The sequence below is a fragment of the Halolactibacillus sp. JCM 19043 genome (assembly GCF_001310395.1).
Lineage (GTDB): Bacteria > Bacillota > Bacilli > Bacillales > Amphibacillaceae > Halolactibacillus > Halolactibacillus miurensis.
Window position 1 is genome coordinate 1 of the sequence record NZ_BAXD01000030.1, and the last position, 19,546, is coordinate 19,546.

14 protein-coding genes and 3 pseudogenes are annotated in these 19,546 nt (G+C 39.1%); 11 read left to right on the plus strand and 6 right to left on the minus strand.

Annotation, left to right across the window (positions count from 1 at the left end; genetic code table 11):
* Positions 1 to 10 precede the first annotated feature (10 nt).
* Together JCM19043_RS12445 and JCM19043_RS12450 are read right to left on the minus strand one after the other, a co-directional pair.
* On the minus strand, positions 11 to 1,162 hold the full coding sequence (locus JCM19043_RS12445; protein WP_062322940.1) for an aminotransferase class I/II-fold pyridoxal phosphate-dependent enzyme: 1,152 nt from the start codon (positions 1,160 to 1,162) through the stop codon (positions 11 to 13).
* Between the two features lie 57 nt (positions 1,163 to 1,219).
* On the minus strand, positions 1,220 to 1,669 hold the full coding sequence (locus tag JCM19043_RS12450) for a YkyB family protein (RefSeq protein WP_062322942.1): 450 nt from the start codon (positions 1,667 to 1,669) through the stop codon (positions 1,220 to 1,222).
* A gap of 233 nt (positions 1,670 to 1,902) precedes the next feature.
* Here JCM19043_RS12450 and cbpB point away from each other — a divergent pair, with 233 nt between their 5' ends.
* The 3 genes and pseudogenes from cbpB to JCM19043_RS12465 all read left to right on the plus strand — a co-directional run bounded on the left by cbpB (position 1,903) and on the right by JCM19043_RS12465 (position 4,393).
* Positions 1,903 to 2,361: a cyclic-di-AMP-binding protein CbpB gene (cbpB, locus tag JCM19043_RS12455; protein ID WP_062322944.1), complete on the plus strand. Its 459-nt coding sequence runs from the start codon at positions 1,903 to 1,905 to the stop codon at positions 2,359 to 2,361.
* Positions 2,362 to 2,438: 77 nt separating this feature from the next.
* A complete protein-coding gene (dapD, locus tag JCM19043_RS12460) occupies positions 2,439 to 3,158 on the plus strand; it encodes a 2,3,4,5-tetrahydropyridine-2,6-dicarboxylate N-acetyltransferase (RefSeq protein WP_062322946.1) in 720 nt (239 codons plus the stop codon).
* Positions 3,159 to 3,215: 57 nt separating this feature from the next.
* A pseudogene (locus JCM19043_RS12465) lies at positions 3,216 to 4,393 on the plus strand (N-acetyldiaminopimelate deacetylase).
* A 141-nt stretch (positions 4,394 to 4,534) separates the two neighbouring features.
* On the opposite strand, the gene JCM19043_RS12470 reads toward JCM19043_RS12465, so the two are convergent.
* A complete protein-coding gene (locus JCM19043_RS12470) occupies positions 4,535 to 5,359 on the minus strand; it encodes a mechanosensitive ion channel family protein (RefSeq protein ID WP_062322948.1) in 825 nt (274 codons plus the stop codon).
* Positions 5,360 to 5,579: 220 nt separating this feature from the next.
* Between JCM19043_RS12470 and JCM19043_RS12475 the strand changes: the two genes are divergently transcribed.
* The 3 genes and pseudogenes from JCM19043_RS12475 (at position 5,580) to JCM19043_RS12485 (ending at position 9,980) form a co-directional block, all read left to right on the plus strand.
* Positions 5,580 to 7,328 (plus strand): ABC transporter ATP-binding protein, encoded by a 1,749-nt coding sequence (locus tag JCM19043_RS12475; RefSeq protein WP_062322949.1) that lies wholly within the window; start codon positions 5,580 to 5,582, stop codon positions 7,326 to 7,328.
* Between the two features lie 20 nt (positions 7,329 to 7,348).
* Positions 7,349 to 9,177: pseudogene (locus JCM19043_RS12480) on the plus strand (ABC transporter ATP-binding protein).
* A 131-nt stretch (positions 9,178 to 9,308) separates the two neighbouring features.
* Complete coding sequence (locus tag JCM19043_RS12485) at positions 9,309 to 9,980, plus strand: TrkA family potassium uptake protein (protein ID WP_062322951.1); 672 nt, start codon at positions 9,309 to 9,311, stop codon at positions 9,978 to 9,980.
* 138 nt (positions 9,981 to 10,118) lie between these two features.
* On the opposite strand, the pseudogene rnjA reads toward JCM19043_RS12485, so the two are convergent.
* From rnjA to def, 3 genes and pseudogenes are all read right to left on the minus strand, one after another.
* Positions 10,119 to 11,782, minus strand: a pseudogene (gene rnjA / locus JCM19043_RS12490) (ribonuclease J1).
* Between the two features lie 3 nt (positions 11,783 to 11,785).
* Entirely contained in the window at positions 11,786 to 11,995 is a 210-nt protein-coding gene (locus JCM19043_RS12495) for a DNA-dependent RNA polymerase subunit epsilon (protein ID WP_062322953.1), read from the minus strand.
* A gap of 295 nt (positions 11,996 to 12,290) precedes the next feature.
* A complete protein-coding gene (gene def / locus JCM19043_RS12500; protein WP_062322955.1) occupies positions 12,291 to 12,848 on the minus strand; it encodes a peptide deformylase in 558 nt (185 codons plus the stop codon).
* A gap of 241 nt (positions 12,849 to 13,089) precedes the next feature.
* On the opposite strand from def, the gene JCM19043_RS12505 reads away from it, so the two are divergent.
* From JCM19043_RS12505 to lpdA, 5 genes are all read left to right on the plus strand, one after another.
* Positions 13,090 to 13,743: a YkyA family protein gene (locus tag JCM19043_RS12505; RefSeq protein WP_062322999.1), complete on the plus strand. Its 654-nt coding sequence runs from the start codon at positions 13,090 to 13,092 to the stop codon at positions 13,741 to 13,743.
* 657 nt (positions 13,744 to 14,400) lie between these two features.
* The gene (gene pdhA / locus JCM19043_RS12510) at positions 14,401 to 15,483 is read left to right on the plus strand and encodes a pyruvate dehydrogenase (acetyl-transferring) E1 component subunit alpha (RefSeq protein WP_062322958.1); all 1,083 of its coding nucleotides are present in this window, start codon (positions 14,401 to 14,403) and stop codon (positions 15,481 to 15,483) included.
* 3 nt (positions 15,484 to 15,486) lie between these two features.
* The gene (locus tag JCM19043_RS12515) at positions 15,487 to 16,464 is read left to right on the plus strand and encodes an alpha-ketoacid dehydrogenase subunit beta (RefSeq protein ID WP_062322960.1); all 978 of its coding nucleotides are present in this window, start codon (positions 15,487 to 15,489) and stop codon (positions 16,462 to 16,464) included.
* 40 nt (positions 16,465 to 16,504) lie between these two features.
* Entirely contained in the window at positions 16,505 to 18,088 is a 1,584-nt protein-coding gene (locus JCM19043_RS12520; protein ID WP_062322962.1) for a dihydrolipoyllysine-residue acetyltransferase, read from the plus strand.
* Positions 18,089 to 18,094: 6 nt separating this feature from the next.
* Positions 18,095 to 19,498: a dihydrolipoyl dehydrogenase gene (lpdA, locus tag JCM19043_RS12525; RefSeq protein ID WP_062322964.1), complete on the plus strand. Its 1,404-nt coding sequence runs from the start codon at positions 18,095 to 18,097 to the stop codon at positions 19,496 to 19,498.
* Positions 19,499 to 19,546 lie beyond the last annotated feature (48 nt).

A 19,546-nucleotide genomic window follows, 5' to 3' on the forward strand; every position in this document is an offset into this window, starting at 1 on the left:
CAACCGTTTTTTAGGGGTTAGGTGATAAATAACGTTCGAGACGATCGAGTCCTTCTTTTAAAGTATCTAGACTATAAGCATAAGATAGCCGTAGGTAACCTTCACCAAAACGTCCAAAACTGGAGCCTGGTACAAATGCAACGTGTGCTTGTTCTACTAAATCAAGCGCCAGATCGAAGGATGGACGTGGGTCATTTATTTTAAACATAAAATAAAAGGCGCCACCTGGCTTTACAACGTCAATTCCCATGGCTTGAAGACGATGATAGACATAATTACGTCTGTCTAAATAAGCCTCGCACATTTTGTTAGGCGCATCCTTTGCCTCCGTTACAGCGTTAAGAGCGGCATATTGACTAGTAGAGGTTGCGCACGAGACATTATACTGCAATACTTTCGTAAATTGATCCATTAAGTGAAGCGGACCAAATAAGAACCCAATTCGAAAACCTGTCATCGCATGGGATTTCGATAGACCGTTAATGACGATTAACCGTTCGGCTAACTCTTCGAAAACAGCCATGGAGACATGGGGGGCATCAAAAGAAATGGTGCTGTATATTTCGTCAGTAATTAAATAAAGGTCGTGTTTTACTACGACATCTTTTATCGCGGCTAACTCATCTTTAGTTAAGGTCACACCGGTTGGATTCGACGGATACGGTAAGATGACAACCTTTGTTTTGTCGGTAATCGCCTGTTCCAATGCGTCAGCCGTTAACTTAAAGGCTGTAGGGGTAGTATCAATAGCTACAACCTTTGCATGTTGAAGGGTAATCAACGGTTCATAACCCGGATAAATCGGGGAGGGCAAAATCACTTCATCTCCAGGAACTAACAAAGTTCTTAGCGCGATATCAATCGCTTGTGAGGCACCAACAGTCACAAGTACTTGATTCGCACACCAATGTGTCCCGTATAGATCATTTATGTACTGACTCACTTTGTCGCGCAATTCATATAATCCTTGATTTTGCGTATACGTTGTCTTATTGGCGTCAAGTGCGTCTTTAGCGGCTTGTTTTACTGATTCGGGTGTGGAGAAGTCAGGTTGTCCTATAGTCAGTGATAAAATATCTTCTTTATCTTGTACAAGGTTAAAAAATTTCCGAATTCCGGATAACTCAATGGCTTCAACAGCTGAGTTAATAGGTTTAGGCATAAGACATCGACCTTTCTTGTTGTTAATAAGCATAATAGACATTACTCTAGTAAATCATTAGCGTTTATCTTGTTTATGGTAGGCATAATTCCACCGCCCAAGTAAGGAAGGCATATACGTTGATTTTTTCTTGGAGGGTTGGGTAGGTTCTGTGATGCCTAAGTATGTGTTGAGTATACGCTTGGCCTGCTTTAAAGACATCCTTACTTGTGGATTACGATAATTTTGATCTAACTCACCGAGGTGCTCGAACGTTTTAAAATCTTGTTTGGTAGGTGGAATATGGAAGAAATATTGTCCTACTTTCACAAGTAATGTGGAGTGTTGGCAGGAGAGTTTAGGACGTTTTGAATATTGAAGACCCATTTTCTTAGCTTGATTTGTTTTTAGTAATTGATCAATCGCTTGTTTTTTTAACGTGTATAGCCCCTTTGGATCAATGGCAGTTTTGGCATGACGATTTATGACAAAAAGTGCTTGAGCAACGTCATTGACTGATGGTTTCATATAAGTCAGACCCCCTTAAAATAATATGACTGTCTATTTAAACATGCTTGATGTTTATTTTACCATGAAATAGTAGGAAAAACTATGATTTGTTTGATTCTTTTGTCAATTAAGCGGCCTAGATTTTTGTCGCATGAAACGTTAAAATCACGGGTGACTTTATTTCTTATTTCACGCGTCTTATGATACACTTAGAGATGTGAGTGATTAGCGATTCAAAGGAGTTGTCAGCCATGAGCTTAGTTAAATCTTTACCTTTACTACAGTTAACAGCGGAATCTTTAATGGTATCATCAGAAAAAGTAGCCCATGTTCAAATCAATAATCCACTGGAGCATGCCTTACTTATTTTGGTTAGATCTGGTTATTCATCTGTGCCAGTGTTGGATATGCATTATCAGTTTCACGGAATTATCAGCAAAAATGTCATATTAAATGAGATTTTAGGTATTGAACGGTTTGAGATGGAACGATTATCAGAGGTGACCGTTAATGAAGTGATGGATACGGATATTCCAACGGTTTTACCTTCAGAACATTTCTTGCGTTGTTTGAAACATTTGATTGATCATCCTTATATCGCTGTTGTGAATAAACAAGGAGACTTTGACGGTATCCTAACGAGACGTGCGGTACTAAAAGAAATGAATAAATATATACACATCAATAAGGCGTTGTTTAAAGATGTGTGAGTTTTCAAAAAATAGACTTGTCAAACCAAATCGTTTTTTGGTAAAGTAACACTAGTGAATCTAGAGGGGGAAAAAGTATGAACAAAATGAATGCAGAAGATATTATTACATTTATTTCAGAAAGTAAAAAAGCGACACCGGTAAAGGTATATGTAAAAGGTGACGCATTAGATACGATCACATTTTCTGAAGGGGTGCAGGCGTTTGTTGAATCAAAAACAGGCGTGTTGTTCGGAGAATGGGATCTTGTTAAAAAAGACTTAGAGTCAAATGAAAAATCAATCAGTGATTATGTTGTTGAAAATGATCGTCGCCATTCAGCGATTCCAATGGTCGATTTCAAGCAATTCAATGCCCGTATTGAACCAGGTGCCATCATTCGTGATCAAGTCGACATTGGTGATGGGGCGGTTATTATGATGGGGGCCGTTATTAATATTGGTTCTGTGATTGGTGAAGGTACGATGATTGATATGAACGCGACACTTGGTGGTCGTGCAACTGTCGGGAAAAATTGCCACGTTGGTGCAGGTGCTGTATTAGCGGGAGTTATTGAGCCGCCATCAGCGGAACCTGTTGTCGTTGAAGATGGGGTTGTGATCGGTGCCAATGCGGTTGTTTTAGAAGGCGTGAGGATTGGTGAAGGTGCTGTTGTTGCGGCAGGTGCGATTGTGACAAAAGACGTGCCAGCTAACACCGTTGTTGGTGGGACGCCTGCACGTGTCTTAAAAGAAATCGATGATAAGACGAAAGTGAAAACAGAAATTATGCAAGCATTGCGTAAATTAAACGACTAATAGTGAAATGATGACGGAGACTAAAAGCGGGAGGCGACTCCTGCTTTTTTCTGTTACATGTCCCAAGAGACAGCTGAAGAGTTAAAAAGAGCACGACGTGATCGTAAGGAGGAGAAGACATTGGATTTACATAACGTACGGCAACACTTGCATCAAATACCAGAACAAGGATTTAAGGAAGTGAAAACACAACAATTTCTGCTTAACTACATTGACACAATCAAAGATGACCGCGTCGATATAATTAAATGGAAAACAGGTCTGTTTGTGAAAGTATCTGGCACGAATTCTAAAAAAACAATGGCCTACCGCGCGGATATGGACGGTTTGCCGATTGATGAACAGACAGGGCTACCTTATCAATCAACGCATCCAGGTTTCATGCACGCCTGTGGTCACGATTTTCATATGACGATTGCTTTAGGGGTGTTAGAAAAAATAATGGATGAGCCTTTACAAGATGATGTTGTGTTTATTTTTCAGCCAGCAGAAGAAGGACCAGGCGGCGCTCAACCAATCCTTTCGACATCGGACTTTCAATCTCTTAAGGTTGATGAAATTTTTAGTTTGCATATCGCACCAGAGCTGCCTGTTGGGACGGTATCTACTAAACCAGGCTTATTATTTGCGAATACGAGTGAACTGTTCATTGTTTTTAAAGGAAAGGGTGGGCATGCGGCTATCCACATTTAACGCATGATATGGCTGTAGCAGCAAGTACGTTTCTTGTATCGGTTCAACAAATTGTGTCAAGGCGAACCAATCCCATAGAAGGGGCAGTGCTCACAGTTGGGAAAATGACAGCGGGTACGGTTCAAAATATTATCGCTGAAACCGCGCGATTAGAAGGTACGATTCGAACGACCGATCCAAATACCATTCAAACGATTAAAACAGAAATCGAAGCGTTTGCCCGCGCCTTTGAAATCAGTCACCACTGTGACATTGACATTGATTATGGTTCAAATTATTACGGGGTATATAACGATGAACGATTTGTTGAACGGTTTAAAGAAACGGTACAATCCAGTGGTTTGACGTACGTCGAAGCACAAGAGGCAATGACCGGCGAAGACTTTGGTTATTTCCTTAAAGACATACCTGGGTTTATGTTTTGGTTAGGGGTTGATTCAGCTTTTGGACTCCATCATGCGAAATTAAATCCGGATGAGCGGGCATTACAAGTAGGTGTTGATTTAGTGCACAGAACACTACGCGATTTAACGATGAAATAGGACAGTCCTCGTGACAGTAGGTAATGAAGATCAGAAAGATTAAAAGGATGAGCAACGGCTCATCCTTTTAAATATGAGTATTTACCTTTACCTACTCTTTTTGCTTTAACTTTCAAATCACTTGTAGCGGTTAACGCTAACTTAAGCCTCTTCTTTTACGATATGCGTGACTTGTTGAGGGAAAGGGATTTCAATCCCGTTTTGGTCAAAAGCTTCTTTGATAGCTTTACGCATATCGCGCTCACATTGCCACTGTTCCATATTTTGTGTTTGGCCGATAATCCGTAAAACCACATCAGAGCTTCCTAATGATTGAACCCCGATGACTTGTGGGCCATCGACAAAACGTTCATCCGTGCTAAATGCCTCACAAACGTGTTGTAACACTTGCATCGCGTGATCAATATTATCATTATAACTGATGCCAATATCGACAAGTGCGCGCATCGTACCTCGAGAGTGATTACTGATTCCTTCAAGGTGGCGATTCGGAATAAAGTTAAGTGTACCATAAAAACTTCTAATTTGGGTTGTGCGTAAACCAAGCTCTTCAACAATCCCGTCATAACCAGCCGTTGTGACATATTCTCCTACTTCAATTTGTTTTTCTAACAGAATAAAGAATCCTGTGACTACGTCACTGACGAGGCCTTGGGCACCGAAACCTATCGCTAAACCGACGACACCGGCACTAGCAATTAATGGGCCGATTTCTAGTTCGAACACACCAAAAATCATCGTAATGAAAATGAAAATCAGTATGTAAGAATAGATATTGATTAATAATTTCTCTAGTGTTAAAACTCTTGCTTCGGATATCTTTTTCTTATTAGTAGATGAGTGGAGGATTTTTGAGATGATTTTCCTTCCGATTGGGTTAATAATCGCATACGCAATGAATAGGAGGATGAGCTTGAGCCCGATCCCAAGTGCAACTTCTGTAATACCTTCAAGATTAAATGACATAGACGTTCTCCTTTTCGTTAAGTTTCTCTGAAGATATACCCGATTTTAACCGGCGATAAACATAACATTTTGAAGAAGAATGTCTATTGAATGAAAAATAATGTCTGATTCCTATGACTGATTTTTTAGATTTTTACAAAAAGTAAGGCAAACTACTAGTAATTTATTTCGATACCCGATATATTAGTAAAAGACAAATTGTGAAGAGGAGGGAATTCATATGGATATTTTTAAGAAATTAAAAGCATTTTATTGGCCTTATAAACGATACTTTTTACTGTCACTTGTTTTTGTTTTGATTGTGACAGCGATTACAGTTATTTATCCAGTGGTGCTTCAAATTACCATCGATGATGTTATTTTAGCTGGAGATTATGATCTCATACCTGTCTTATCGATTGGTTTTCTTGTGTTAATGATGGTAAAAGGCGTGGCTAATTTTACCCAGCAGTATTTAGGAGATTTATTTGGTGTGACTTCAGTGTATCACTTACGGGATGCCTTATACCGGAAATTACAACGTTTATCATTTACATACTATGATAACGCACGGACAGGGGACTTAATGTCGCGTTTAACGATGGATGTTGAAGGGTTTAAGTTTTTCTTAGCCGCAGGCTTTAAGGAACTAATTCGCGTCATATTTTTAATGGTGACAAGTTTAGTCGTCATGTTTTATTACTCTGTACCGTTGGCACTGGTGACGATGGCTGTGATGCCATTTCTTATCATTGTCGTAAGGAAATTCGATTCAGAGGTTCACCCGGCTTTTCGATCGATTCGTAAGTCGCTCGGTAACTTGAATACACGTATTCAAGAGAATGTCAGTGGGATGAATACGATCAAATCGTTATCTAAAGAAGATTTTGAAATTGACCGTTTTACGACTGACAACAAAAAGTATCAGGAAGTCAACATTACGACAGCCTCAATCTGGGCGAAGTACTTCCCGTTCATGGAGTTTATCGGTAATTTAGCGATGATTTCTTTACTTATTTTTGGTGGTTGGCTCGTGATGAATGACCAACTTTCTCTTGGTGAGCTCGTTGCTTTCTTTAGTTTAGTCAACTATATTATTGGCCCGCTGATGCACCTTGGTTTTATTGTGAACCAGTTTTCACAAGCAAAAGCTGCGGGTGAGCGTCTATTAGATATTTTAGAAGCAGATGAATCGATTACATCAAAAGATTCAGCTTTAGCGGATGTGCACATAAAAGGGGATGTTGTATTCGATCATGTAACGTTAAAATATACCGAAGATGATGATGCGGCATTAAAAGATATTTCTTTTCATGTTCCGCAAGGAAAAGTAATTGGTTTAATTGGTTCAACCGGAGCGGGAAAATCAAGTATTACGCAGCTGATGACTCGATTTTACGAACCGGTTGAGGGGCATGTGTATATTGATGGAAAAGATGTGTCGGATTATGATTTAAAAGCATTAAGACGTCACATCGGCTTTGTCTTACAAGAGCCGTTCTTATTTTCAACAACGATTAAAGAAAACATTGCTTACGGTAATCCGGATGTTTCAATGGAAGAAATTATCGCAGCCGCCAAACGCGCGCAAGCACATGAATTTATTATGGATATGCCAAAAGGGTATGACACGATGCTAGGCGAGCGAGGAATGGGCTTAAGTGGTGGGCAGCGTCAACGGATTTCGATTGCGCGAGCGTTACTCATTAATCCAAGCATCTTAGTGTTAGACGATGCCACCTCTGCTGTTGATATGGAAACGGAGTTTCAAATTCAACGTGCTTTAAAAGAAGTCATGCAAGGTCGAACAACGTTTATTATTGCCCACCGTATTTCTTCATTAAAGCATGCGGATGAAATTCTCGTTTTAGAAGATGGCGAGATTGTTGAACGTGGCGTCCATGATATGTTGCTAAACAATGGCGGACCGTATCAACGCATCTACGATATTCAGTACCAAGATAAAAAACAAATCATGGGTGAACTATAGGAAGAAAGGAGTGACACATGATGGCGAAACTAAAGAAAATTTCAGCAGACAGTGCCTATAACAAACGATTCTTTTATCCACAAGAAGCAGCGGTAGAAAAACCGTTTAACTGGCAACAGATGGCTCGTCTTTTACACTATTTAAAACCTTATATGAAAACACTTGTCCCGATGGCAATGGTTGCGATGCTTGTCAATATGATTGTGAGGTTAACCGTCCCGATCCTTATTGGTGATTACGTTGTTGACAAAGCTATTGCGAATCGTGATACAAGTTTACTGACGTATTTAATCATCGGTATTGCCGTATTATATTTAGCGAATTACTTGGCGAACCGCTACCGGATTAAAATTGTTAACACACTTGGACAGAAAACCATTTACGATTTAAGAAAAGAATTGTTTTCACACGTGCAACGTTTATCGCATAACTTTTTTGATAATCGTTCAGCCGGTTCAATCCTTGTGCGGATTTTAAATGATGTCAACTCACTTCAAGAACTCTTTACCAATGGTATTATCAACTTGTTGATGGACGTGATGATGCTCGTCGGTATCGTGGCAATTTTATTCTTTTTAAGTCCGCAACTGGCGTTAGCAGTCCTAGTGATTTTACCAATCATGTTTTATATTTCAACGAAACTACGTCGTAATATACGACGTAGTTGGCAAGATGTAAGATTACAGAAATCACGTCTGAATTCACACTTGAACGAAAGTATTCAAGGGATTCGTATCACGCAGTCCTTTATTCAAGAAGAAGAGAATACACAATACTTTAACGGTGTTAATGCGAATAACTTTGAAAAAGAACGTCTGGCAATGAAAAAGAGTGCCTATTTTGGTCCATTTGTAGAAATGAGCAATGCGGTTGGAACGGTTATATTAATCGCTTATGGCTCCCATCTTATTATCAATGAAACGATTTCGGTCGGTGTGTTTGTATCATTTGCCTTTTATCTCGGTATGTTTTGGGAACCTATTTCTCGGTTAGGACAAATTTATAATCAATTATTAGTTGCCATGGCGTCGTCTGAACGTATTTTTGAATTCCTAGATGAGCAGCCTAATGTTGATGAAAAACATGATGCGAAACCATTTACTGATATGACGGGTCATATTACCTTTGATCATGTTCGGTTCTCTTATGATGATGAACGGATTGCATTACATGATATTTCGCTTGATATTAAGCCGGGGACAACAGTCGCACTAGTCGGGCATACGGCTCAGGTAAATCTACCATCGCCAACCTTATTAGTCGTTTCTATGACCCGACTGAAGGACGGGTCATGATTGATGGTCATGATTTACGTGATATGAAGGTGCAAAGTTTACGGTCGCATATTAGTGTCGTGTTACAAGATACCTTTATTTTCTCCGGTTCAATTATGGAGAATATTCGCTTTGGGCGTCCAGAAGCAACAGATGAAGAGGTTATGGACTCAGCTAAAATTGTTGGGGCACATGATTTTATTCTGCGACTTGCCAACGGCTATCACACAGAAGTAGAAGAGCGAGGGAATATATTATCAGCAGGTGAGCGTCAACTATTGTCATTCGCACGCGCCTTGCTAGCAAATCCGAAGATTTTAATCTTAGATGAGGCAACAGCAAGTATTGATACTGAAGCAGAAATGAAGATTCAAGAAGCGCTAAGGAAATTATTAAAAGGCCGAACAGCGATTATGATCGCCCATCGCTTATCAACGATTCGAGAAGCCGATAATATTATCGTACTTGAGCACGGTAAGATTTTAGAACAAGGTAATCACGATGCATTAATCCAACACGAAGGCGAGTATTATCATCTCGTGAAGTCTCAATTTGAAATGTTAGACGAACTATAGTTTATGAGAACCTAAAGGCAGAGAATGACAGCCTTTGGGTTCTTTTTAAAAGAAATCGGATCAATTATTATTGTCATTTTTCTAGAGTATGCTAGACTGGATATTGGATAGTGTAGAGGAGGTTGGTTTATATGAAACGAGAATTTGCCGTTATAGGCTTAGGACGTTTTGGAGGAAGTATTTGTCGTGAACTAAGTAAAGAGGGTATGGATGTTCTGGCGATTGACTCAACAGAAGCGAAAGTAAATGAATACCGTAACATTGCATCCCATGCCGTTATCGCTGATGCAACGGATGAAAAAGTGTTGAAGGAATTAGGGATTAGGAATATAGATCATGTCATTGTAGCGATTGGTGAAGATATTCAAGCGAGTATTTTAACGACGCTCATGTTAAAAGAGTTAGGAATTAAAAAGATTACCGTTAAAGCTCAAAATGATTATCATGAAAAAGTACTCACGAAAATTGGTGCTGATCAAGTCATTCACCCTGAGCGAGACATGGGTAAGAAGATCGCCCATTCGATTATTTCTAGTAACATTTTGGATCACCTAGAATTATCAGATGATCATAGTATTGTTGAGATTAAAGCAGGCAAGAAAATTATTGGAAGAACCCTTGTTGATTTAGATATTCGAGCGAATTATGGTTGTAACGTTGTCGCAATTAAGTCAACAAATTCCAATGATATTAATGTCTCACCGATGGCCACCGAACAAATTAAAGAAGGCGATACACTCGTCATCATTGGGGCAGATAAAGATATTTCTCGCTTTGAAAAACAACTCGTAATTGAAGATTAAAATAAGCGTCTTGGTGTCTTATGCATCAAGATGTTTATTTTTGTTTCATTTTTTGATAGTGACGATGACTCATACAAATTAAAAAACAAAGAACAAGCACCAGTGAGAAAATACGCTTCTCTCTGGTGCTTGTTTTAATTATACTTCCATAATGATTGGTAAAATCATTGGACGGCGTTTTGTTTTTTCGAATAAGAAAGGTTGAATCGTATCAGTAATTTCGTTTTTAATTTCAGACCATTGGGTCGTTTTTCTTTCCATTACTTTAGATACGTGTTTCTCTACAAGTTTCTGTGCTTCATTGATTAGATCTTCAGATTCGCGCATATAAACAAATCCGCGTGAAATGATATCTGGACCAGAAGCAATCTTGAATTCTTTCATGTTGATGCTGACAACAACAATCACGAGACCTTCTTCGGATAGAATGCGACGATCGCGTAACACAATGTTTCCGATGTCGCCAATGCCGCTACCGTCAATGTAGACAGAACCTGAAGGGATTTTACCTGCAAGTTGGGCATGATCCTTACCTAAAGCGAGGACATCTCCATTGTCCATAACGAAACAGTTCTCTTGTGGTACGTCACAACTCACTGCATGTTTCACGTGTTCCATTTGCATGCGGTATTCACCGTGAATAGGCATGAAGAAACGAGGACGTAAAAGACGTAACATTAATTTTTGTTCTTCTTGTGCCCCGTGACCAGATGTATGAATATCATTCAGTGGTCCGTGAATCACTTCAGCACCGGCACGATAAAGACTGTTAATCATACGTGAGACGCTTAATGTGTTACCTGGGATAGGCGAAGAACTAAAGACAACCGTATCATTAGGAATAATTGAAATTTGACGGTGCGTCCCATTGGCAATCCGTGATAAGGCTGCCATGTCACCTTGTGAACCCGTACAAAGAATGGTCACTTCATTCGCTGGTAAGCGATTGATTTGATGATGTTCAATAAATGTATCATCTGGTGCGTTAATATAGCCAAGTTCGCGGCCAATGGCAATGGAGTTCTCCATACTACGACCAAACACAGCTACTTTACGATTATGATTAACGGCGCCTTCAACCATTTGTTGGAGACGATAAATATTTGATGCGAATGTCGCAAAAATTACCCGTCCGTCCACACGGCTGAAGATATCATTAATACTTTGTCCAACGACACGCTCGGACATCGTAAATCCTGGCACTTCAGCATTCGTTGAATCTGACAGTAAGCATAACACGCCTTCTTTGCCGATTTCAGCCATCTTAGCTAAGTTGGCTGGTTCACCAACTGGGGTGAAGTCAAATTTAAAGTCACCGGTATGCACAATGTTTCCTGGTGGTGTTTTAACGACGATACCGTAAGAATCAGGAATACTGTGGGTTGTTCTAAAGAATGACACCGATGTTTTTCTGAACTTGATGATATCTTCTTCTTGATAGATATTTAGTTTGGCTGAACGTAATAAGCCGTGTTCATCCAGTTTGTTTTTAATGAGACCCATCGCTAATTTACCAGCGTAAATAGGGATATTTATTTCTTTTAGCAAGTATGGGATACCGCCGATATGGTCTTCGTGACCATGAGTATAAACAGACCTTTAATTTTATCTTGATTTTGGATTAAATACGTATAGTCAGGTATTACGTAATCGATACCTAACAGTTCATCTTCTGGAAATTTGATCCCTGCATCAATAAGGATAATTTCATCTTGGAATTGAACGCCATATGTGTTTTTACCAATTTCGCCTAAACCGCCAATGGCAAACACAGCTGTTTGATCATTTTTTACAAATTTCATCGGTTATACCGTCTCCAATATATAATCTTCAGACTGCTCTTCGTAAGCTAAGTGCTCGCCTTCAAGAGTTTGGATAAACTCAATGTTGATGCCGCGATCTTTTAGTTTGTAGCGTACGTCACGCTCGTTTGATGCTTCAATGTATAGAGAATGAGTATTTTCTCTAACAGGTACTTCAGATGCTAATTCTTGATATAATACTTTAAATATCATTTCATCTCTCCTTAATTTTTCTTTGTATTTGTCTGTTTATACTTAAGCATTAGGGACACGATTTTGGTTTAATAATCTTTTCCATTTCTTGCGAAGCTTTTCTCTTAGCCGTCTTAACATGTGAAACAGCTCCTTTCAAAAAGCAAAAACTAATAATCCGATCCAACCCTTATACTTATAGTATAGTACGAATTGGGCTTTTTGAAAACAGTAACATCTCAGGACCGACTGGAAAACTTCCTGCAAGACTAGTGTAAACCATCATTTTCTCCCTTATACTCGATAAAAAAATTTATTATTCCACATCACATGGTGTAGCGTTTTGTGGTGGTGATAATGGATTTTCTTCATTGATATGGTCATAAAACATGATGCCGTTTAAGTGGTCGATTTCGTGTTGGAATACAACGGCAACATAACCTTTTAAGCGTAATGTCACTTCTTCACCTGAAAGTGTCGTTGCTTTTACGGTAATCCGTTTGTGACGCGGAACGATACCAGGAACTTCGCGGTCAACAGAAAGACAGCCTTCTCCAGTAGAAATATATGTTTGTTCTACTGAGTGACTGATGATCTTAGGGTTAATATAACCATCGCTATACAACTGTCCTTTTAAGTCTTCAAAATGGACCGCTAACATGCGTTTATTTAAACCTAACTGAGGTGCAGCAACACCCACGCCAGGACGTAAATCATATTTTTCACTTAATTCAGGGTCTTGAGAGTTTTTAACGAACTGAAGCATATCTGATAATATTTGTTTGTTTTCAGCACTAAGTGGAAGGTCCACTTCTTTCGCAACTTCGCGTAAAGCAGGGTGTCCTTCTCTAACGATTTCTTTCATTGTTAACATATAAATTCTCCTCTAACATATAAATTCTTTCATCACGAACAATCGACTGTAACATAGTGTAACACATTTTTAACGATAAAGGTAAACATTCGTTTTAAAGCTAGCTATGAAAAGGGAACATGAAGGTTTAGCACGTGGGTTCTTACGACAATAGAGATTTTTTGCTGTTTTTACACTATCATCCTATGTTATAATGTAATCTGCATATGAAAAAAGGGCAGAATGAATGGAGGATAAAGACGTGCGATTAAAACTAGTATTAGCTGGACTACTTAGTGCCGTCATGTTAACAGCATGTTCAGGTGAGTCTACCCAAGAAGAAATTTATCAGCATTTAGAAAAATCGGTTGAACTTGAAGTGGGATTTGTTGAGCAGCAACAACCTATTAGTGAACTCGAACAACAAGAACAAGAGATTTATCAGGACATTAGTGATTTAGGTATTGATCAATATGAAGAAATTAAAACATTAGCTGATGAAGCTATTACAACAATTGAAGAACGTGAGACATTAACCGGTAACGAACGCGCAAGCATTGACAATGCTAAAGAAGAATTCGATAAAGTCGTCCCGCTTGTTGCTGAATTAGAAGAAGCGGAATTAAAAACAGCAGCTGAAACTATGATTGAAGAAATGAACCAGCGCTATGATGCTTTTGTTGAATTAAACGAAGCCTATAAAACGTCACTTACCCTTGATAAAGAACTGTATGAGTTACTTAAACAAGAAGATTTAGAAGAAGCAACATTTTCTGAACAAGTGGATGAAGTAAATGCACAGTATCAAGTTGTCGTTGAAAAAAATCAATTGTTTAATGAAGAAACAGATGCATTTAATGAAGCGAAGCGTCAGTTCTATGAGCAATCAGATTTGAATATTTCTTACGAAGAGTAAGGTATTCGCTCATAAATTTAAATTAAAGTTTGATAGTAAGTTGATCAGTCATAAAGATAGGATAAAAAGACGCACGTAAACAGCTGATTGTTTGCGCGCGTCTTTTTATATAACGGCAAAAACTATTGGTAATAGCTTAAGTCGTTTGTTTGACATACGTTAACAAAAAATCTGAAAATAATAAAAATTTAAACTTTATAATAACGTTTACTACTTGCTAAACTACTAACTGAGAGAGGAAGATATACTATAACAAAAATGTGATGTTTTTAACAAAGAGTGAGAATGTGATGGTTGCGATGTTTGACTGTATTACACAGTGTACTCATATTGTAATACAGATTGAAAAAATAAAGTGAAACAGTTCACAAGTAATTAGTTTTTAAACTATAAAGTTTAATTATTTGTTAAGTATTTAAAGCAAAGTGATTGACCGTATTCAATTATTGCGATAAGATAAGGGCAGATAAAGAATTGTACTAATCGTTACATTGCTTTTCAGTATAACAGTTTTCTTTTTTGCTTTTAAAAAGGTTAATTTATTTACAGAACGGGTAATGTAAGGATAGGTGCAATTTAACTTCGGATTCAGTTATTTAATCCGAAACTTATACATCAAAATATTATGTGTTGAAAAGAAAGGAAGAGGTGAGATTTTTGAAACGTACTAATGAAAAAGTAGCAGAGCAGTTCCCGACGTTTCAAATTCTGAATGAAGAAGGTAAAGTAGTTAATGAAGAAAAAATGCCTAAACTTTCAGATGACGAATTTAAAGATTTAATGACAAGAATGGTGTACACGAGAATTTTAGATCAGCGATCAATCGCATTGAATCGCCAAGGTCGTTTAGGATTCTATGCACCAACAGCCGGCCAAGAAGCTTCTCAACTTGGTTCACATTTCGCTTTAGAGAAAGATGATTACTTATTGCCAGGTTATCGTGATGTGCCTCAATTAATTTGGCACGGTCTACCTCTTTATAAAGCTTTCTTATGGTCACGTGGACACTTTGCGGGTGGTCAAATGCCTGAAGGTGTACATGCTATGGTACCACAAATTATTATCGGTGCTCAGTACGTACAAACAGCGGGTGTGGCACTTGGTATGAAGAAGCGCGGAGAAAAACGTGTCGCTGTGACTTATACGGGTGATGGTGGTACATCTCAAGGTGACTTCTATGAAGGCATGAACTTTGCTGGTGCTTTTGATGCGCCTGCGATTTTTATCGCTCAAAATAACCGTTTCGCTATTTCAACACCTGTTGAAAAGCAAACAAAGGCAGAAACATTAGCACAAAAAGCTGTCGCTGCGGGTATTGAAGGTATCCAAGTTGATGGTATGGATGTTTTAGCTGTTTATGTAGCAACAAAAGAAGCGCGTGAACGTGCAATTAACGGCGAAGGCCCAACACTTATTGAAACATTAACGTATCGTTACGGTCCACACACGATGGCAGGGGATGACCCAACACGTTACCGTACGAAAGATTTAGATAGCGAATGGGAACAAAAAGATCCGCTTGTTCGTTTCCGTAAATTCTTAGAAGACAAAGGTATTTGGTCTGAAGAAGAAGAAAACGAAGTAATCGAACGGGCTAAAGAAGAAATTAAAGCAGCCATTAAAGAAGCTGACGGTGTTCCAAAACAAAAAGTAACAGACTTAATTGGCAATATGTATGAAACACTTCCACAAAACTTACAAGAACAAATGGAAGAATATAAAGCAAAGGAGTCGAAGTAGATTATGGCTCAAATGACAATGATCCAAGCAATTACTGATGCATTACGTGTAGAACTTAAAAACGACGAGAACGTTGTACTTTTCGGTGAAGACGTTGGTAAAAACGGCGGGGTATTCCGTGCAACTGAAGGTCTTCAAGATGAATTTGGCGAAGATCGTGTATTCGATACACCACTTGCTGAGTCAGGTATTGGTGGTTTAGCGATTGGTCTTGCGACACAAGGCTTCCGCCCTGTACCAGAAATCCAATTCTTCGGCTTCGTGTATGAAGTAATGGATTCAATTAGTGGTCAAATGGCGCGTATGCGTTACCGTTCAGGTAACACGGTCAACATGCCAATCACATTACGCTCACCATTTGGTGGTGGGGTGCACACACCTGAAATGCACGCGGATTCTTTAGAAGGTTTAATGGCGCAACAACCAGGTCTTAAAGTGGTTATCCCTTCAAATCCATATGATGCTAAAGGGTTACTTATTTCAGCAATTCGTGATAACGATCCTGTGATCTACTTAGAGCACATGAAACTTTACCGTTCATTCCGTGATGAGGTACCTGAAGAAGAGTACACAATCGAATTAGGTAAAGCGAATGTCAAACGTGAAGGTACAGATATCACTTTAATCGCTTATGGTGCAATGGTTCAAGCGTCAATGAAAGCGGCTGAAGAATTAGAGAAAAATGGTGTAAGTGCAGAAGTTATTGACTTACGCACTATTGCGCCACTTGATGTTGAAACAATTGTTGAATCTGTGAAGAAAACTGGTCGTGCGGTTGTTGTTCAAGAAGCACAACGTGTGGCAGGTATCGCTTCACAAATCGTAGCTGAGATCCAAGAACGTGCTATTTTACATTTAGAAGCACCGGTTCTTCGTGTAACAGCACCAGATACGGTATATTCTTTCCCTCAAGCGGAAGAAGTATGGTTACCAAATCATAAAGATATTGTGAATAAAGCAAACGAAGCAATGAATTACTAATATATTCGAACGGATGAATTAACCAAGGAGGTTAGCTATAATGGCTTTTGAATTTAAATTGCCGGATATCGGTGAAGGTATCCATGAAGGCGAGATTGTCAAATGGTTTGTTAAAGCCGGCGACGAAATTAATGAAGATGATGTACTCTGTGAAGTGCAAAACGATAAATCAGTTGTAGAAATCCCATCACCCGTAAGTGGTACGGTAAAAGAAGTACATGTCGGTGAAGGTGTGGTCGCAACTGTTGGTGAAACACTTGTATCAATCGATGCAGAAGGTTATGAAGATCAAGGTTCTGATGATACAGCGTCAGAAGCAAGTGAATCAACTGAAAGTAATAGTGGACAAGGTGTCTTCGAATTCAAATTACCTGATATCGGTGAAGGTATCCATGAAGGTGAAATCGTTAAGTGGTTTGTTAAAGCTGGCGATGAAATCAATGAAGATGATGTCCTATGTGAAGTACAAAACGATAAATCAGTCGTAGAAATCCCATCACCCGTAACTGGTACAGTAAAAGAAGTACATGTCGGTGAAGGTGTGGTTGCGACTGTCGGTGAAACACTTGTGTCAATCTTTGCTGAAGGACATGAAGCTGAAGCTACTGAGGAAGCACCAAAACAAGAAGCACCAAAAGAAGAAGTGAAATCAGAGAAGAAAGTACCAATCGCTGGCGGTACAGTAATTGCGATGCCATCTGTTCGTAAATTTGCTCGTGATAACGATGTCGATATTACACAAGTACAAGGTTCAGGTAAAAATGGCCGTGTCGTTAAATCTGATGTTGAAGCTTACTTAAGTGGTGATCAAGCGCCTGCGACAGAACCAGCTAAAGAAGTGGCAACTGAAGCGAAATCAGAAGCAAAAGCTGAAACAAAATCAGCATCTAAAGCTCAACCTGCAGCGGCTTCAACGGGCGACTTACCAGAAACACGCGAGAAAATGTCTGGTATCCGTAAAGCCATCGCTAACGCAATGGTTAACTCTAAACACAAAGCACCTCACGTAACACTACATGATGAGATAGATGTAACAGAACTTGTTAACCACCGTAAGAAATTTAAACCTGTGGCACAAGAGAAAGACATCAAGTTAACGTACTTACCATACGTTGTAAAAGCACTTGTTTCTGCATTAAAACAATTTCCAGTATTAAATGCTGAAATTGATGAAAACACTGACGAAATCGTCTACAAGCATTACTACAATATTGGTATCGCAGCAGATACTGATAAAGGTCTACTTGTACCGGTCGTTAAAAATGCTGATACAAAATCTATCTTTGAAATTTCTAAAGATATTAATGAATTAGCGAAAAAAGCTCAAGATGGTAAGTTAGCGGCTGATGAAATGAAAGGTGCAGGATGCACAATCACAAATATCGGCTCAGCTGGTGGACAATGGTTCACACCGGTCATTAACTATCCTGAAGTAGCTATTTTAGGTATTGGTCGCATCCAAGAAAAAGCTGTTGTTAAAGATGGCGAAATTGTTGTTGCGCCAGTATTAGCACTCTCATTAAGCTTTGACCACCGCATTGTTGACGGTGCGACTGCTCAATTTGCATTAAATCAAGTGAAACGTTTATTAAACGATCCACAATTAATCATGATGGAGGCGTAATCTGATATGGTAGTAGGAGATTTTCCAATTGAAATAGATACGCTTGTTGTCGGTGCGGGACCTGGTGGCTATGTAGCTGCCATCCGCGCTGCACAAACAGGTCAAAAAGTAACAATCGTAGATAAAGGTGCTCTTGGTGGTGTATGTCTTAACGTTGGGTGTATTCCTTCTAAAGCGTTAATTCAAGCGGGTCACCGTTATGAAGAAGCACATGGATCTGATGATATGGGTATTACTTCTGAAAATGTTAAAGTTGATTTTTCTAAAGTTCAAAACTGGAAAGCATCCGTCGTTAATAAATTAACATCGGGTGTTGAAGGGTTACTTAAAGGAAATAAAGTAGATATCGTTAAAGGTGAAGTGTACTTCGTCGATCAAAACACTGTACGTGTCATGGATGAAACAAGCTCACAAACGTATATTTTCAACAACTGCATTATTGCAACAGGATCAACACCAATCGAAATCCCATCATTTAAATACTCTAAACGTATTTTAGACTCAACAGGCGCCTTAAACTTAAATGAAATTCCTAACCGTTTAGTCGTTATTGGTGGTGGTTACGTTGGTACGGAACTTGGTACAGCTTATGCTAACTTCGGTACAGAAGTAACGATCTTAGAAGGTATGGACGATATTTTAGGTGGATTTGAAAAAGATATGTCTGCCATTGTTAAGAAACGTTTGAAGAAGAAAAATGTTAAAGTTGTGACAAATGCGATGGCAAAAGCTTCTGAAGAAACAGAAGACAGTGTCAAAGTAACGTATGAAGCAAATGGTAAAGAAGAAACGATCGAAGCGGATTACGTTCTTGTAACGGTTGGGCGTTATCCTAACACGCGTGAAATCGGCTTAGAGGAAATGGGTATTGACATGACTGACCGTGGCGTCGTGAAAATTGACAAGCAATGTCGGACAAACATTGACAATATCTATGCGATTGGTGACATTGTTGAAGGACCACCACTTGCTCATAAAGCCTCTTATGAAGGAAAAATTGCGGCTGAAGCTATTGCTGGACACAAATCTGAAATTGATTACCGCGGTATTCCTGCCGTTGTCTTCTCAGATCCGGAACTTGCGACAGTTGGTTTTACTGAAAAAGAAGCAAAAGAACAAGGGTACAATGTTAAGTCAGCTAAGTTCCCGTTTGCAGCAAATGGCCGTGCGCTTTCTTTAGGTAGTGGTGACGGATTTGTGCGTCTTGTTACACGTGAAGAAGATGGTTTAGTGATTGGCGCTCAAATTGCTGGTACAAACGCAAGTGACATGATTTCTGAATTAGGTCTTGCGATTGAATCTGGTATGACAGCGGAAGACTTAGCGCTTACTATTCATGCTCATCCAACACTAGGTGAGATTACAATGGAAGCAGCGGAAGTTATTATGGGGACACCAATCACGTTGTGAAGTAATTCGTTAGCTTATTTACATTAAAACACCAAAATGATTTGATCA

What these genes read in the sequence shown, in the direction of transcription:
- JCM19043_RS12445 (WP_062322940.1), bottom strand. Translation starts at nt 1,162, where the DNA reads ATGCCTAAACCTATTAACTCAGCTGTTGAAGCCATTGAGTTATCCGGA.
- JCM19043_RS12450 (WP_062322942.1), bottom strand. Translation starts at nt 1,669, where the DNA reads ATGAAACCATCAGTCAATGACGTTGCTCAAGCACTTTTTGTCATAAAT.
- cbpB (WP_062322944.1), top strand. Translation starts at nt 1,903, where the DNA reads ATGAGCTTAGTTAAATCTTTACCTTTACTACAGTTAACAGCGGAATCT.
- dapD (WP_062322946.1), top strand. Translation starts at nt 2,439, where the DNA reads ATGAACAAAATGAATGCAGAAGATATTATTACATTTATTTCAGAAAGT.
- JCM19043_RS12470 (WP_062322948.1), bottom strand. Translation starts at nt 5,359, where the DNA reads ATGTCATTTAATCTTGAAGGTATTACAGAAGTTGCACTTGGGATCGGG.
- JCM19043_RS12475 (WP_062322949.1), top strand. Translation starts at nt 5,580, where the DNA reads ATGGATATTTTTAAGAAATTAAAAGCATTTTATTGGCCTTATAAACGA.
- JCM19043_RS12485 (WP_062322951.1), top strand. Translation starts at nt 9,309, where the DNA reads ATGAAACGAGAATTTGCCGTTATAGGCTTAGGACGTTTTGGAGGAAGT.
- JCM19043_RS12495 (WP_062322953.1), bottom strand. Translation starts at nt 11,995, where the DNA reads ATGATATTTAAAGTATTATATCAAGAATTAGCATCTGAAGTACCTGTT.
- def (WP_062322955.1), bottom strand. Translation starts at nt 12,848, where the DNA reads ATGTTAACAATGAAAGAAATCGTTAGAGAAGGACACCCTGCTTTACGC.
- JCM19043_RS12515 (WP_062322960.1), top strand. Translation starts at nt 15,487, where the DNA reads ATGGCTCAAATGACAATGATCCAAGCAATTACTGATGCATTACGTGTA.
- JCM19043_RS12520 (WP_062322962.1), top strand. Translation starts at nt 16,505, where the DNA reads ATGGCTTTTGAATTTAAATTGCCGGATATCGGTGAAGGTATCCATGAA.
- lpdA (WP_062322964.1), top strand. Translation starts at nt 18,095, where the DNA reads ATGGTAGTAGGAGATTTTCCAATTGAAATAGATACGCTTGTTGTCGGT.